This window comes from Methylobacterium sp. WL64 (assembly GCF_008039945.1).
Taxonomy (GTDB): domain Bacteria; phylum Pseudomonadota; class Alphaproteobacteria; order Rhizobiales; family Beijerinckiaceae; genus Methylobacterium.
This window is the reverse complement of record NZ_VRVA01000138.1, coordinates 1-12,323: the sequence shown is the minus strand read 5'-3', so window position 1 is coordinate 12,323 and position 12,323 is coordinate 1. Positions and strand designations below refer to the sequence as shown.

The following is a 12,323-nucleotide window of genomic DNA, read 5'->3' as shown; positions in this document are numbered from 1 at the left end:
GCTTCGGGGAGGATTTCGGCTGGGGCTTGGCCATCGGGTCTTTCGCGGGGAATCCCGCCGGGTACTGGGAGGGCTGACGCGGGCCGGCGTTAGCCCATTGAGCCGTCGTGATAAAGCATCCCGACGGCCGGCGTTCGGGCGGCTGACGGTGCCCTATATGGCGGCGACGCTCCAGCAGGGAACGTGTGTTCGGTTGCGTTTCGGGGACGCGCCCTCTTGCCGGGGGCGCGGCACTTTCGACGCGCTGGTCGATCGGAGGGCGCGCGCCCGCCATGGCGCATGCCGACGCGATCCTGTTCACGCACCGGGCGGATGGAACGCCGGTTCAGCGCCGGCCCGATGGCGCATCACGGCCGGTGGTTGCCGTGAGCGACCGCGCCCAGCGCGCGGCCCCGCCGGACGATAGAGATCGCGCATGTGCGTAGGGCCGACCCGGATCACCCCGGCCGCGACGGGGCCTCCTGGAAGCGGGCGATACCGGTTCGAAGCGCCGTCATTCCGGGGCGCCGCAGGCGAGCCCGGAACCCGGAAACGCTGTCCGTGCAGGAGCTTGGCACATCACGCGTCGCGCCATGGCCTGCTCGGAGGTGGAAGCCCGGATCGGCCGCCACCCCTGCGCGCGGCCGGGACGGGGCGCTGAGCCCCACCCCTACGCGTCGGGCCCCACGAGCTCCGCGAGCGCCGCCTCGACCCGGCCGCGGAAGAAGTCGGCGTTGGGCATGGTCTGGGTCATCGCGGCGGCCCGGCTGGTCGCCTGCCGCAGGATCTCCGCGCGCAGCGCCGGGTCGTCGCGCTCCATCATCTCCAACATGATGCGCACCACGAGTTCGGTCGCGATCGACCGGGCGGGGTGATCGTAGGGGGGCTTGGGCTCGTCCATCGCGCGCTCTCGGGTCAGGAATGGATCGGTGCGTCGTGCCGGTGGAACGCCCGCACGCGGCGCCAGACCGCGGTGTCGTAGTTCGACGGCGTCTCGGCCTCGCCGGTGAGCCACTTGAACAGGTCGCGGTCCGGCACCTCGATCAGCGCCTCGAATTCGGTGAGTTCCGACTCCGACAGGGTGCCGATCTCCGCGTCGGCGAAGCGGCCCATGATTAGGTCCATCTCGCGGATGCCCCGGTGCCAGGACTGGAACAGCAGGCGGCGGCGGCGCGGGTCGAGGTCGGCGCTGGTGCGGGTGGTGCCGGACATTGTTCGGGACTTCCGGTCAGAGGGTGGTCAGCATCAAGATAGGCTGCGCGGGGGGCCGGATCCAGGATTGGGATTCCGGGTTTCGGGTTTCAGATCGGGCCGCAACCGCAGGGCGAACGGCAAAAAGCAATTGCCTCCGGCGGGGCCTCCGTTATCTCGAGTCCGCGACGTCCCGGCGCAACGGGACTTGAGCGGAGTACGATGATGCCGAAGGCGATCCGGGTCTACGAGTACGGCGGCCCCGAGGTGATGAAGTTCGAGGATGTGCCCCTGGCCGAGCCGGGCCCCGGGCAGATCCGGGTCCGCCAAGCCGCCATCGGCGTCAACTTCATCGACATCTACTTCCGCACCGGCGCCTACAAGTCGCCGCACCTGCCCTACACCCCCGGCAAGGAGGGCGCCGGCACCGTCACGGCGGTGGGCGAGGGGGTCTCCAACATCAAGACCGGTGACCGGGTGGCCTACGGCTCGGTGCCGGACGGCTGCTACGCCGAGGAGGCGGTGATCCCGGCCGCGGCGGCTGTTCCGATCCCCGACGGCGTCGACGAGAAGACCGCCGCCGCCATGATGCTGAAGGGCCTGACCGCCGAGTACCTGCTGCACCGGACCTACGCGGTGAAGCCCGGCGACACGATCCTGTGGCACGCGGCCGCCGGCGGCGTCGGCCTGATCGCCTGCCAATGGGCCAAGCACCTCGGCGCCACCGTGATCGGCACCGCCGGCAGCCCCGAGAAGGCCGAACTGGCCAAGCAGAACGGCTGTGACCACGTCATCCTGTACCGCGAGGAGGATGTCGCCAAGCGGGTGCGCGAGATCACCGGCGGCAAGGGCGTGCCGGTGGTCTATGACGGCGTCGGGCAGGCGACCCTGATGGGCTCGCTCGACAGCCTCGCGCCGATGGGCCTGCTGGCGAGCTTCGGCTCGGCCTCCGGGCCGATCACCGGCCTCGACCTCGGCCTGCTCGCCCCGCGCGGCTCGCTCTACGTGACGCGGCCGACCCTGGCGACGTTCTCGTCGAACCGCACCACCCTGGAGGAGGCGGCCGCCCGCCTGTTCAAGGTGGTCGGCGACGGCGCCGTGAAGATCGCCGTCAACGCGACCTACCCGCTCGCCGAGGCGCAGACCGTGCACCGGGACCTCGCCGGACGCGAGACCACCGGCTCGATCGTGATGCTGCCGTGACACCCGGCGCCGCCGACCTGCTCCTCGTCATCGACGTGCAGGTCGACTTCCTGCCGGGCGGGGCCCTCCCCGTCCGGGACGGCGACGCGGTGGTCGCGCCGATCAACGCGCTCCAGCACCGCTTCCGCCACGTGGTGCTGATGCAGGACTGGCATCCGGCCGACCACGTCTCCTTCGCCGACACCCATCCCGGGCGGGCCCCGTTCGAGACCGTGGCGCTGCCCTACGGCCCGCAGGTGCTGTGGCCTCGGCACTGCGTCCAGGGCAGCCTGGGCGCGGGCTTCGCGCCGGGGCTGGCCACCGACCGGGCGAGCCTGGTGGTCCGCAAGGGCCTGGACCCCCGGGTCGACAGCTATTCGGCGTTCCTGGAGGCCGACCGCATCACCCGCACTGGGCTCGCCGGCGCGCTGGCGGAACGCGGCATCACCCGCGTCGTCCTGTGCGGCCTCGCGACCGATTTCTGCGTGCTCTGGAGCGCGCTGGATGCCCGCGACGCGGGCTTCGAGGTCCAGGTGGTGGAGGATGCCGTGCGCGGGATCGACGTGGACGGCTCGCTCGCTCGGGCCTGGGCCCGGATGGAGGCGGCCGGCGTGCGCCGGATCGGGTCGGCCGAGATCGCGTAGCGCGCCATCCCGGCGGCTGGCTGTCGGCGCGTGGGGGATCGGCGGGGGATCGAGAGGCGAACCGCCGCACGGCGACCGCGCGACCGCCCCCGTCTCGACGCGTTGGACTGGCACCAGCCAACAGGAGCCAGCATGTCAGGCAAGCACCCGAAGACCGATACGCCCACGGACGCCGACCTCAAGGGCAATCCCGGGATCGGCACCTCGAAGGGCATGACCGGCGCCGACCCTGAAGATCTGGAGGCGGATTCCACCTTCGAGGGCGACGTCGAGAACGAGACCAAACCCGACGGCGGCATCGACCCGAACCACCGCCCGCGCAAGAACGCCTAATTCCAGACGCCTGATCCGAGAAGCCTGATCCGAGAAGCCCGCTGACGCCCATGGCCCGGGCCATGGGCGTCAGCGGGCGCGGGTCGGCGCCTTCGGGCGCTGCGGCACGGCGGTCCCATCGGTGAGGAAGCCGGCGCCCGGGCCGCCCGAGGACACGTAGAGCTGCGGCGGGCTCGCGCTGTAGCCCCGCAGCAGGATCGCGTTGGCGGCCCTGAAGGACGCGGTGCTGTCGGCGCGGGCGGCACCCACCGGGACGCCGAGCAGCAGGGCGGTCGCCAGGGCCAGGGAGATCGATTTCGACATTGGGACGGGACCTTTTGGTTCGTGAGGTGGCGGGCAACGCCGGCCGCACCGGATCGGTCCTATCTGTGGTTGATAAGTCGCACCTGACGTGTGCCGCCGCACAGCCCACGCGACCGCGCTCCATCGACCGGCCGAGGCGGATCAGAGCCCGAGCCCGAGCTGCAGCGGCTCTTCCTTCTCCCCCTGCTCGAAGCTCGAGAGCGCGATCCCGATCAGCCGCGCGCTGCGCCGGAGGGGAAACAGGCCGGAGAGCAGTTCCAGCCCGATCCGCTCCAGGGCGGCCCGGTCGACCACCGGGGCGGGGAGGGACCTCGCCCGGGTGACCTGGGCGAAATCCGAGAACTTCAGCTTCAGGGTCACGGTCCGGGCCCGCATCCCCTTGGCCTCGGCCCCGCCCCAGACCTTGTCGAACAGGGGCGCGAGCCGCTCGGCCAGGATCGTGAAGGCGGCCGTATCCTCCGAGAAGGTGGTCTCCGCCCCGATCGACTTGCGCACCCGGTGGGCGCGGACCGGCCGCATGTCGAGCCCGCGGGCGACCGCGTGATAATAGGCCCCGGCCGACCCGAAGGTCTCGCGCAGGCGGTCCGGATCCCAGGCGCGCAGGTCGGCCCCGGTCTCGATGCCGAGCCGCTTCATCTTCGCTTCGGTGACCGGGCCGACGCCGTGGAACCGGCCGATCGGCAGGGCGGCGACGAAATCCGGCCCCATGGACGGGGTAATGACGAACAGGGCGTCAGGCTTCCTGAAGTCGGAGGCGACCTTGGCCAGGAACTTGTTGTACGAGACCCCGGCCGAGGCGACGAGGCCGGTGCGCTCCAGGATCTCGGCCCGGATCGCCTTGGCGACCGCGGTCGCGGTCGGAAGGCCCAGCAGGTTCTCGGTGACGTCGAGATAGGCCTCGTCCAGGGCGACCGGCTCGATCACCGGCGTGTGCCGGGCGAACACCGCCCGGATCTCCTCTGAGACCGCCCGGTAGACCTCGAAGCGCGGCTTGACGAACAGCAGGTCCGGGCAGAGCCGCCGGGCGGTGGCCGACGGCATGGCCGAGCGCACGCCGAACCGCCGCGCCTCGTAGCTCGCCGCCATCACCACGCCGCGCTCCCGGGAGCCGCCCACGGCGAGCGGCAGCCCGCGCAAGACGGGATCGTCGCGCTGCTCCACGGAGGCGTAGAACGCGTCCATGTCGATATGGATGATCTTGCGGAGCGCGACCTCCGGATCCATCGCAGCCTCGGGGTCCGGACTGAAGTTCCTGCTATGTTCCAGACATGCCAGACCGGACGCCCGGGTCAACCGCTCCGATCCGACGGCGCACAGGGGATTGCGCGCAATCCGGGACCATCAGGTCACGGTGCCGTAGAGGTCGTAGGCGTCGGCCCGGTCGATCTTCACGGTGACGATGTCGCCGGAGCGCACCGGGCGCCGGAACGCGGCGTGGACGTTGCCGTCGATCTCGGGGGCGTCGGCCTTCGACCGGCCCTTGGCGATCCCGCCCTCGACGGAATCGACGATCATGGCCAGCCGCTTGCCGACCTTGGCCCGCTGGAGCCGCAGCGAGATCGCGTTCTGCGTCTCCATGAACCGGCGCTTGCGCTCGGCCTTCAGCTCCGGCGGCACGAGGTCGCCCAGGGCGTTGGCGGTGGCGCCGGCCACGGGCTCGTACTCGAAGCAGCCGACGCGCTCGAGCCTGGCCTCCTGCAGCCAGGCCAGCAGCTCCTCGAACTCGGCCTCGGTCTCACCCGGGAAGCCGACGATGAAGGTCGAGCGGATCGCGAGGTCCGGGCAAGTCTGCCGCCAGCTGCGGATCCGGTCGAGCTGGCGCTCCTGGTTGCCGGGCCGGCGCATCCGCTTGAGCACGGAGGGGCTGGCGTGCTGGAGCGGCATGTCGAGGTAGGGAAGCACCTTGCCCTCGGCCATCAGCGGGATGACCTCGTCCACGTGCGGGTAGGGGTAGACGTAGTGCAGCCGCACCCAGGCCCCGAGCTCGCCGAGCTCCTTGGTCAGGTCGTAGAACTTCGCCCGCACGCTCCGGTCGCGCCACGGGCTCTCGGCGTAGCGGATGTCGACCCCGTAGGCGCTGGTATCCTGCGAGACGACCAGCAGCTCCTTCACGCCGGCCTTGACCAGCTTCTCGGCCTCCCGCAACACGTCGCCGGCCGGGCGGCTGACGAGATTCCCGCGCAAGCTCGGGATGATGCAGAAGCTGCAGCGGTTGCTGCAGCCTTCCGAGATCTTCAGGTAGGCGTAGTGGCGCGGGGTGAGCTTGATCCCCTGCGGCGGGACGAGATCGAGGAACGGGTCGTGGGCCGGAGGCACCGCCTCGTGGACCGCCGCCACCACGGATTCGTAGGCCTGCGGCCCGGTCACGGCGAGCAGGTCCGGGTATTTCGCGCGGATCTCTTCCGGCTGCGCGCCCATGCAGCCGGTGACGATCACCCGGCCGTTCTCGGCCATGGCCTCGCCGATCGCCGAAAGCGATTCCGCCTTGGCCGAATCCAGGAACCCGCAGGTGTTGACGATCACCACGTCCGCCCCGTCGTGGCGGCGGGCCAGCTCGTAGCCCTCGGCGCGCAGGTGCGTGAGGATCCGCTCGGAATCGACGAGCGCCTTGGGGCAGCCGAGCGAGACGAACGAGATTTTCGGGGCGGCCCCGGGGACGGCGTCCCGGGGGGCGGGCGTGGCGGTTGCGGTCATGGTCGCATTCGGAAGACGGGTCGGACGCCACCCTCGCGTGCGGCCGGTGGATCGGGTCGCACGGCGCGCGAGGACAGGCATTCGGGATCGCGCCCCTATAGCGGTTCTGACGCGCTCGCGCGAGACCGGCCGCCGCAGGGGTACCCGGCCCCGCGCGGGAGGCTCGGCGCAGGAGGTACGGCACATCGCCGAAACTTGGCTGTTCGCAGGGCTTTGCCGGCGGCTCCTGAGATCCCACATCAGGTGCGGCCCGCCGTCTCCCGAACCCGGGACGGACCCCGACCGCCCGCGACGGGTGGGGCCTTGCGCGGAACTGCCGCTTTCCCCGCGGCATCGCCTGTGCAACGGCAGCGTGCGGGGCGCGTGCCCTCAGGACATCAGCCCGAACCCGGTCATGTGGACCCAAGAGATCTGGACCCGAGAGATCCCCTTCGTCGATCCCGTCGCGGCGGCCGCCCGGCTGCGGCCCCTGCCGGATCTCGCCTTCCTCGACAGCGCCATGCGGCACGACGCGCTGGGGCGGCACTCGATCGTGGCCGCCGACCCGTTCGCGCGGTTCCGGTTCCGGGATGGGCGCGCGACGCTGGACGGGCGCCCGGTGTCGGGCGGCCCGTTCGCTGCGCTGCGGGCCTGCCTCGCCCCCTACCGGGTCGAGCCCGATCCGGACACCCCGTTCCCGGGCGGGGCGATCGGCTATCTCGCGTATGATCTCGGCGCGCAGCTGGAGCGGGTCGCAGCCCCGGCCCGGCGGGCGGGGCTCACCGACGACATCGCGGTCAACCTCTACGACACGGTGCTGGTGATCGACCACGCCGCGGGGACGTGCCGGCTCGTCGCCACGGGATTTCCCGAGACCGAGCCGGCCGCCCGGCAGGCCCGCGCCGAGGCGCGGCTCGCCGCCTTCACCGACCGGCTCGGCACCGCGACCGAGCCCGAGGAGGCACCGCCCCAACCCGCAAAAAACCTCGCGTGGCACTCGAACTTCGACCGGCAAACCTATGAAGAGGCTGTCGAAAAGGTCCGCGCCTATATCCGGGCGGGCGATATCTACCAGGCCAACATCGCCCAGCGCTTCAGTGCCGACCTGCCGACGGGCTTCGACCGGTTCGCGCTCTACCGGCGCCTGCGCGCCACCAATCCGGCGACCTTCGGGGCCTATCTGGAACTGGCCGGGCTGACCGTCGCGTCGTCCTCCCCGGAGCGCTTCATCCGGCTCGACGGCCGGCACGTCGAGACCCGGCCGATCAAGGGCACCGCCCGCCGGCTCGACGACCCGGAGGCCGACCGGGCCGCCGCCAAGGCGCTCCTGGCCTCGGTCAAGGAGCGGGCCGAGAACGTCATGATCGTCGACCTGCTGCGCAACGACCTGTCCCGGGTCTGCGCGCCAGGCAGCGTCGCCGTACCCACCCTGTGCGGGCTGGAGACCTACGCCAACGTCCACCACCTGGTCTCGGTGGTGACTGGGACCTTGCGCGATGGGCTCGACGCCCTCGACCTGCTGGAGGGCACCTTCCCCGGGGGCTCGATCACCGGCGCCCCGAAGATCCGCGCCATGGACATCATCACCGAGATCGAGGGCGACGCCCGGGAGCTCTATTGCGGCGCCATCGGGCGGATCGGCTTCGACGGCGCGCTCGACACTGCGATCGCGATCCGCACCGTGTTCATGGACGAGACCCGGGCGGTCCTGCAGGCCGGCGGCGGCGTGACCCTGCTGTCGGAGCCGGGCCCGGAATACGACGAGACGCTCGCCAAGGCCGCCCGGGTGTTCGAGGCCTTCGCATGATCCTCGTCCTCGACAACTACGATTCCTTCGTCTTCAATGTCGTCCGCTACCTGGAGGAGCTGGGCGAAGAGGTCCGGGTGGTGCGCAGCGATGCGGTCGACGTCGCCGGCATCCGGGCGCTCGCCCCGGATGCCCTTGTGGTGTCGCCGGGCCCCTGCACCCCCGCGGAGGCCGGCATCTCGCTGCCGGCGATCCGCGACCTGTCCGGCGCGGTGCCGATCCTCGGGGTCTGCCTCGGCCACCAGGCGATCGGCGCCGCGTTCGGCGGCACGGTGGAGCGCGCGCAGCGCCCCCTGCACGGGCAGGCGACCCCGATCGCGCACCGGGGCGAGCGGCTGTTCTCCGGACTGCCCGCGCCGATGCCGGTCGGGCGCTACCACTCGCTGGTGGTCACCCCGGGCCCGGACATGGACAAGCACCTCTCGGTCGACGCGGTCTCGCAGGAGGGCGAGGTGATGGCGCTCTCGCACCGGACCCACCCGACCTACGGCATCCAGTTCCACCCGGAATCGGTGCTGACCGAGGGCGGCCACGCCCTGTTCGCCAATTTTCTGGGACTCGCCCGCGCCTGGCGCGACGAGCGGGGCCACCGGGGCAGGGGCGACGATGCTGTGGCGTGACGGGACGATCGTCCCGGGGACGCAGGCGTCCCTGGACCACACCGACCGCGGCCTGACGCTCGGCGACGGCCTGTTCGACACGGCGCTCGCCCTGGGCGGCCGGGTGGCCTTCGAGGAGGCCCATATCGCCCGGCTCGTCGCCGGGGCGGAGACCCTCGGGATCCCCGCCGAGGCGGACCGGATCCGCGCCGCCATGCGGGCGCTCGCCGGGCAGGGGAATGACAAAGGTAGGGGGGACGACGACCGGCTGGCGATCCGCACCACCCTCACCCGCGGCTCCGGCCCACGCGGGCTGAAGCCGCCGGAGGATCCGCATCCGACCCTGTTCGCCACCGCGGCGCCGAGCGCGAAGGGCGCGGCCTTCGCGCGCCTGCGGTTGTGGCCGACGGGGATCGCACGCAACGACACCACCCCGGCCGCCCGGCTCAAGACCCTGGGCTATCTGGACGCCGTGCTGGCCGCACGCGAGGCCGCCGCTTCGGGCTTCGACGAAGCGCTGTTCTGCAACACAGGCGGCCGCGTCGCCTGTGCGGGCACCGGCAATCTGTTCGCCCTGTTCGGCGACACGCTGATCACGCCGCCGCTGGCCGACGGCGTGCTCCCCGGGATCGTCCGTGCGGAGGTGCTGGGGCTGGCAGGGGCGTGCGGATTGCGCCCGGAGGAGGGCTCGCTGAGCCTGCCCGCGTTCCTCCGCGCCGAGGCCGTGTTCGTCACGAACTCCCTGCGGCTGCTCGCCCCCGTGACCGCGATCGGCGCGACCGGCTTCGCCAGCGCGGAACACCCGGCCGTGGCCCGGCTGACGGCGGCGCTCCGAACCGCAATCGCCCGCGCCTGCGGCGTCGCGGAAGACCGGGTAGGATGAGCGAGCCGAGGCCTGAGGCCTGGCGGCGCCGGCTGCGCTACGGGCTGGCCCTAGTCTATGCCGGGATCGGGATCGTCCACCTCTTGGCCGCCGACGCGATGCTGCCGCTGATGCCGGACTGGGTGCCGGCGCCGCGGTTGGTGATCCTGGCCACCGGCCTGTGCGAGATCGCCGGGGCGATCGGGCTTCAGACCCGGTCGCTGCGCCGGGCGGCCGCGATCGGGCTCGCCGTCTACGCGGTCTGCGTCTACCCGGCCAACCTGAAGCACGCCTTCGCGGCCGTCCACGTCGAGGGCATCCCGGATTCCTGGTGGTACCACGGACCCCGGCTGGCGTTTCAGCCGGTCTTCGTCTGGGCGGCGCTCTGGGCCGGCGGTCTGATCGACTGGCCATTCGGCGCGCGCCGGCGCTGAGGCGCCGGCCGGTCGATCCCCGGGCGGCCCGGCATTCGTCGCGCCCCCAGGACAGGACGGCGAGCAATCCCTGAGAAACCGTGATCACAGGATCCCCGGATCGCAGGCTCACGGCAGGCTTTGATCCCGGGATCACTGCGGATAGACTGCGGTGCGGTCGCCGCACGCGCTGGAACATCGCGTCGCACGGCCCCGATACGGGCGAACTGCATGACCAAGCGCCGCGAGGCCGGCCGAACGACACCGCTCGCCGACACGCTGCCGGAGCAGGCCGCGGTCGAGCGCGCCATCGAGGCCGTCCTCGACCGCCTGCGTCCCAAGGACCGCCAGGAGACCAAGAATCGCCAGGACGTCAGGGACCGCCCGCAACCCAAGTCGGCTGGCCCAGCCACGTCCCGCCGCCCGGCGACCGAGGCCCCCCGGAAGCCCGGTCCGGTCCGGAAGGCCGATTGAACGGCCGGATGCGGCCGGGCGCAGCCCCGCGCTCCGAAGGGCAAAGATTGCCCCCCAGGACGATCGTGTCGCGCACCTTGCCGGGTCTCGGAACCGGCAGGGTGCGCATCGATCCGCATCGTGCCGAAAGACGGCGGCCGCCTTTCGGCACGATGCGCTAAGCGTAGAAGGCGGGGGCCTTCTTGAACATCGGCCACGCATCCGGATCGTGACCGGTCACGATCTCGGCCCCCGTCTTGTTGGCGATGCCGTGCAGTTTCTGGACCGAGCGGACGCAGTCGACGGCCGAGGCTAGGAAGGCCGGCAGCGCTTTCTGGTTCCAGTGATCGAGCGTGTAGGCCGCGTCGATCGTGAGCAGAACCGGTCTCGAAGCCGGCAACCGCACCAGAACCGATTGATGTCCAGGGGCGTGCCCCGGGGTAAACACCGTCGTCAGCGTGCCGTCGCCGTAGATGTCATGATAATCGTCGGCTGACCCGTTCAGGAAGTGCCACTTGAGATTGGGCCGGTCGAAATCAGCGCGGGTATAGCCACCTCGGGCGAACCAGTCCGGCGTGAACGCATATTCGTATTCCGACCGCTGGACGATGTGCGTGGCGTTCGGGAAGCGGCCGATCGCGCCCGTATGATCGAGGTGCAGGTGGGATTGAAGGACGTAGCGAACGTCTTCCGGATTGATCCCGAGGCGGCGCAGCTGGTCGACGCAACCCTCCTCCTTTCGGAGCACGGGATAGTAGACGTCGGCGATGCTGCCCCAATAGGCGTGGGGATTTTCCGCGACCTCCACCGCGTCGCCGCCATCGATGATGGTATGTCCGGCCGGATGCATGATCAGAAAGAACTGCACCGGAATCTCAAAATCCGCACCGTCGCCCTGGTTCATCTTGATGTTGTGAACCTTGCACTTCAGCGAGCCGGACTGGAGTAATTACCCACCCTCTTGCGCGGGTCGGATTTCGCTGATTCTTTCTTGGGATGGGCCGAAGCAATCTTGAGCGGCTTAGCCGCGATGAGCTGGTGCTGCGACTGCAGCGACCTTCGATACCTCACACACGTCTTCGAAGCCGCCCGCGACCGATCGCAAGGAGCGACGCGAGCAGGCCAAGGCAGGCGGTGCCAAGCCCGGGCACGAAGGTCACAGCCGCGTGATGAGCGAGGATCTCGATGCCGTTGTCGATCATTGTATAGAACGCTGCACATGCGGTGGCGCGTTGCAAAAAGATTTCCCTACCGAGATCGTGAGCGTGTCCGAGCGGATCGAGCTGCTAGAGGTGGAGCTGACCATCACCCAACATCGGCGGCTGGCCGTGCAGTGCCCGACGTGCGGGGTGTGGGTCGTCATGCTTGTTCCGGAGGCAGCAGACGGCACGCGGCACGCCCTTCGACCCACGGCTGCCTGCGGAGGCGACCTATCTGAAGACCTTCCAGGCTATGTCCTACCAGCGGCTGCAGTCGGCGCTGTCGGATCTGTTCGGGCTCACCCTCAGCCAGGGCAGGCTGATGAACTTGCTCCAGCGCACGCAGAACCGCTTCCGCTCCAGTCGTGACAAGGCCGTCTCGATCCTGCGCCAAGCCACTGTGGTCGCCTCGGACGAGACCGGCGTACGCATCGAGGGCAGCAATGCTTACTTCTGGGTCTTCCACTCGGCCGATGCGGACATCCATCAGGCTTCCCCGACGCGGGGTGCGGTCGTAGTGCGGGAGGCGATGGACGGGCATCGGCTGGCGGTTTGGATGTAATTACCCACCCCCTTGCGCGGGTTGGGTTTCGCTGATTTCCTCCTGGGATAAGCCGAAGTGATCTTGAGCGGCTGAGCCGTGAGAGTAATTACCCACGCCATTGATGGCTGGTTTCAGGCGCCG

Annotated in this window: 13 protein-coding genes and 2 pseudogenes; 9 read left to right on the top strand and 6 right to left on the bottom strand. The window is 70.5% G+C overall.

Translation table 11 applies throughout. The annotated features are described in order from the left end of the window. Positions 1–649: 649 nt before the first annotated feature. Both FV242_RS29440 and FV242_RS29435 read right to left on the bottom strand, forming a co-directional pair. On the bottom strand, positions 650–880 hold the full coding sequence (locus FV242_RS29440; protein WP_147941392.1) for a hypothetical protein: 231 nt from the start codon (positions 878–880) through the stop codon (positions 650–652). Between the two features lie 14 nt (positions 881–894). Beyond that, positions 895–1,191 (bottom strand): succinate dehydrogenase assembly factor 2, encoded by a 297-nt coding sequence (locus FV242_RS29435; RefSeq protein WP_147857071.1) that lies wholly within the window; start codon positions 1,189–1,191, stop codon positions 895–897. Positions 1,192–1,395: 204 nt separating this feature from the next. Between FV242_RS29435 and FV242_RS29430 the strand changes: the two genes are divergently transcribed. From FV242_RS29430 to FV242_RS29420, 3 genes are all read left to right on the top strand, one after another. After that, positions 1,396–2,373: a quinone oxidoreductase gene (locus tag FV242_RS29430; RefSeq protein ID WP_147941391.1), complete on the top strand. Its 978-nt coding sequence runs from the start codon at positions 1,396–1,398 to the stop codon at positions 2,371–2,373. Next, positions 2,370–2,996, top strand: coding sequence for a bifunctional nicotinamidase/pyrazinamidase (pncA, locus tag FV242_RS29425; protein ID WP_147941390.1), 627 nt, complete (start codon positions 2,370–2,372; stop codon positions 2,994–2,996). Before FV242_RS29430 ends, pncA begins: the two co-directional genes overlap by 4 nt. A 132-nt stretch (positions 2,997–3,128) precedes the next feature. Continuing rightward, positions 3,129–3,329: a hypothetical protein gene (locus tag FV242_RS29420; RefSeq protein WP_147909579.1), complete on the top strand. Its 201-nt coding sequence runs from the start codon at positions 3,129–3,131 to the stop codon at positions 3,327–3,329. 69 nt (positions 3,330–3,398) lie between these two features. Here the strand turns inward: FV242_RS29420 and FV242_RS29415 are convergent, their stop codons facing one another. The 3 genes from FV242_RS29415 to rimO form a co-directional block, all read right to left on the bottom strand. Beyond that, positions 3,399–3,632, bottom strand: coding sequence for a hypothetical protein (locus FV242_RS29415; protein ID WP_147941389.1), 234 nt, complete (start codon positions 3,630–3,632; stop codon positions 3,399–3,401). A 141-nt stretch (positions 3,633–3,773) separates the two neighbouring features. Further along, positions 3,774–4,856: a DNA polymerase IV gene (gene dinB, locus FV242_RS29410; protein ID WP_147941388.1), complete on the bottom strand. Its 1,083-nt coding sequence runs from the start codon at positions 4,854–4,856 to the stop codon at positions 3,774–3,776. Between the two features lie 117 nt (positions 4,857–4,973). Continuing rightward, positions 4,974–6,326 carry a 30S ribosomal protein S12 methylthiotransferase RimO gene (gene rimO / locus FV242_RS29405; protein ID WP_147941387.1) on the bottom strand — a complete coding sequence of 451 codons (1,353 nt, stop codon included), beginning with the start codon at positions 6,324–6,326 and terminating at the stop codon, positions 4,974–4,976. 394 nt (positions 6,327–6,720) lie between these two features. Between rimO and pabB the strand changes: the two genes are divergently transcribed. The 5 genes from pabB (at position 6,721) to FV242_RS29380 (ending at position 10,460) form a co-directional block, all read left to right on the top strand. Further along, positions 6,721–8,112 carry an aminodeoxychorismate synthase component I gene (gene pabB / locus FV242_RS29400; RefSeq protein WP_246692944.1) on the top strand — a complete coding sequence of 464 codons (1,392 nt, stop codon included), beginning with the start codon at positions 6,721–6,723 and terminating at the stop codon, positions 8,110–8,112. Then, a complete protein-coding gene (locus tag FV242_RS29395; protein ID WP_147941386.1) occupies positions 8,109–8,732 on the top strand; it encodes an aminodeoxychorismate/anthranilate synthase component II in 624 nt (207 codons plus the stop codon). Before pabB ends, FV242_RS29395 begins: the two co-directional genes overlap by 4 nt. Continuing rightward, a complete protein-coding gene (locus FV242_RS29390; RefSeq protein ID WP_147941385.1) occupies positions 8,719–9,594 on the top strand; it encodes an aminotransferase class IV in 876 nt (291 codons plus the stop codon). Before FV242_RS29395 ends, FV242_RS29390 begins: the two co-directional genes overlap by 14 nt. After that, complete coding sequence (locus FV242_RS29385; RefSeq protein WP_147941384.1) at positions 9,591–10,007, top strand: DoxX family protein; 417 nt, start codon at positions 9,591–9,593, stop codon at positions 10,005–10,007. Before FV242_RS29390 ends, FV242_RS29385 begins: the two co-directional genes overlap by 4 nt. 210 nt (positions 10,008–10,217) lie before the next feature. Next, on the top strand, positions 10,218–10,460 hold the full coding sequence (locus tag FV242_RS29380; protein WP_147941383.1) for a hypothetical protein: 243 nt from the start codon (positions 10,218–10,220) through the stop codon (positions 10,458–10,460). Positions 10,461–10,617: 157 nt separating this feature from the next. Here FV242_RS29380 and attM read toward each other — a convergent pair. Further along, positions 10,618–11,388 (bottom strand): annotated as a pseudogene (gene attM, locus FV242_RS29375) (N-acyl homoserine lactonase AttM); the annotation flags it as partial. Positions 11,389–11,435: 47 nt separating this feature from the next. Between attM and FV242_RS29370 the strand changes: the two are divergent. Next, a pseudogene (locus FV242_RS29370) lies at positions 11,436–12,194 on the top strand (transposase); the annotation flags it as partial. Between the last annotated feature and the right edge of the window lie 129 nt (positions 12,195–12,323).

What these genes read in the sequence shown, in the direction of transcription:
- FV242_RS29440 (WP_147941392.1), bottom strand. Translation starts at nt 880, where the DNA reads ATGGACGAGCCCAAGCCCCCCTACGATCACCCCGCCCGGTCGATCGCG.
- FV242_RS29435 (WP_147857071.1), bottom strand. Translation starts at nt 1,191, where the DNA reads ATGTCCGGCACCACCCGCACCAGCGCCGACCTCGACCCGCGCCGCCGC.
- FV242_RS29430 (WP_147941391.1), top strand. Translation starts at nt 1,396, where the DNA reads ATGCCGAAGGCGATCCGGGTCTACGAGTACGGCGGCCCCGAGGTGATG.
- FV242_RS29420 (WP_147909579.1), top strand. Translation starts at nt 3,129, where the DNA reads ATGTCAGGCAAGCACCCGAAGACCGATACGCCCACGGACGCCGACCTC.
- FV242_RS29415 (WP_147941389.1), bottom strand. Translation starts at nt 3,632, where the DNA reads ATGTCGAAATCGATCTCCCTGGCCCTGGCGACCGCCCTGCTGCTCGGC.
- dinB (WP_147941388.1), bottom strand. Translation starts at nt 4,856, where the DNA reads ATGGATCCGGAGGTCGCGCTCCGCAAGATCATCCATATCGACATGGAC.
- rimO (WP_147941387.1), bottom strand. Translation starts at nt 6,326, where the DNA reads ATGACCGCAACCGCCACGCCCGCCCCCCGGGACGCCGTCCCCGGGGCC.
- pabB (WP_246692944.1), top strand. Translation starts at nt 6,721, where the DNA reads ATGTGGACCCAAGAGATCTGGACCCGAGAGATCCCCTTCGTCGATCCC.
- FV242_RS29395 (WP_147941386.1), top strand. Translation starts at nt 8,109, where the DNA reads ATGATCCTCGTCCTCGACAACTACGATTCCTTCGTCTTCAATGTCGTC.
- FV242_RS29390 (WP_147941385.1), top strand. Translation starts at nt 8,719, where the DNA reads ATGCTGTGGCGTGACGGGACGATCGTCCCGGGGACGCAGGCGTCCCTG.
- FV242_RS29385 (WP_147941384.1), top strand. Translation starts at nt 9,591, where the DNA reads ATGAGCGAGCCGAGGCCTGAGGCCTGGCGGCGCCGGCTGCGCTACGGG.
- FV242_RS29380 (WP_147941383.1), top strand. Translation starts at nt 10,218, where the DNA reads ATGACCAAGCGCCGCGAGGCCGGCCGAACGACACCGCTCGCCGACACG.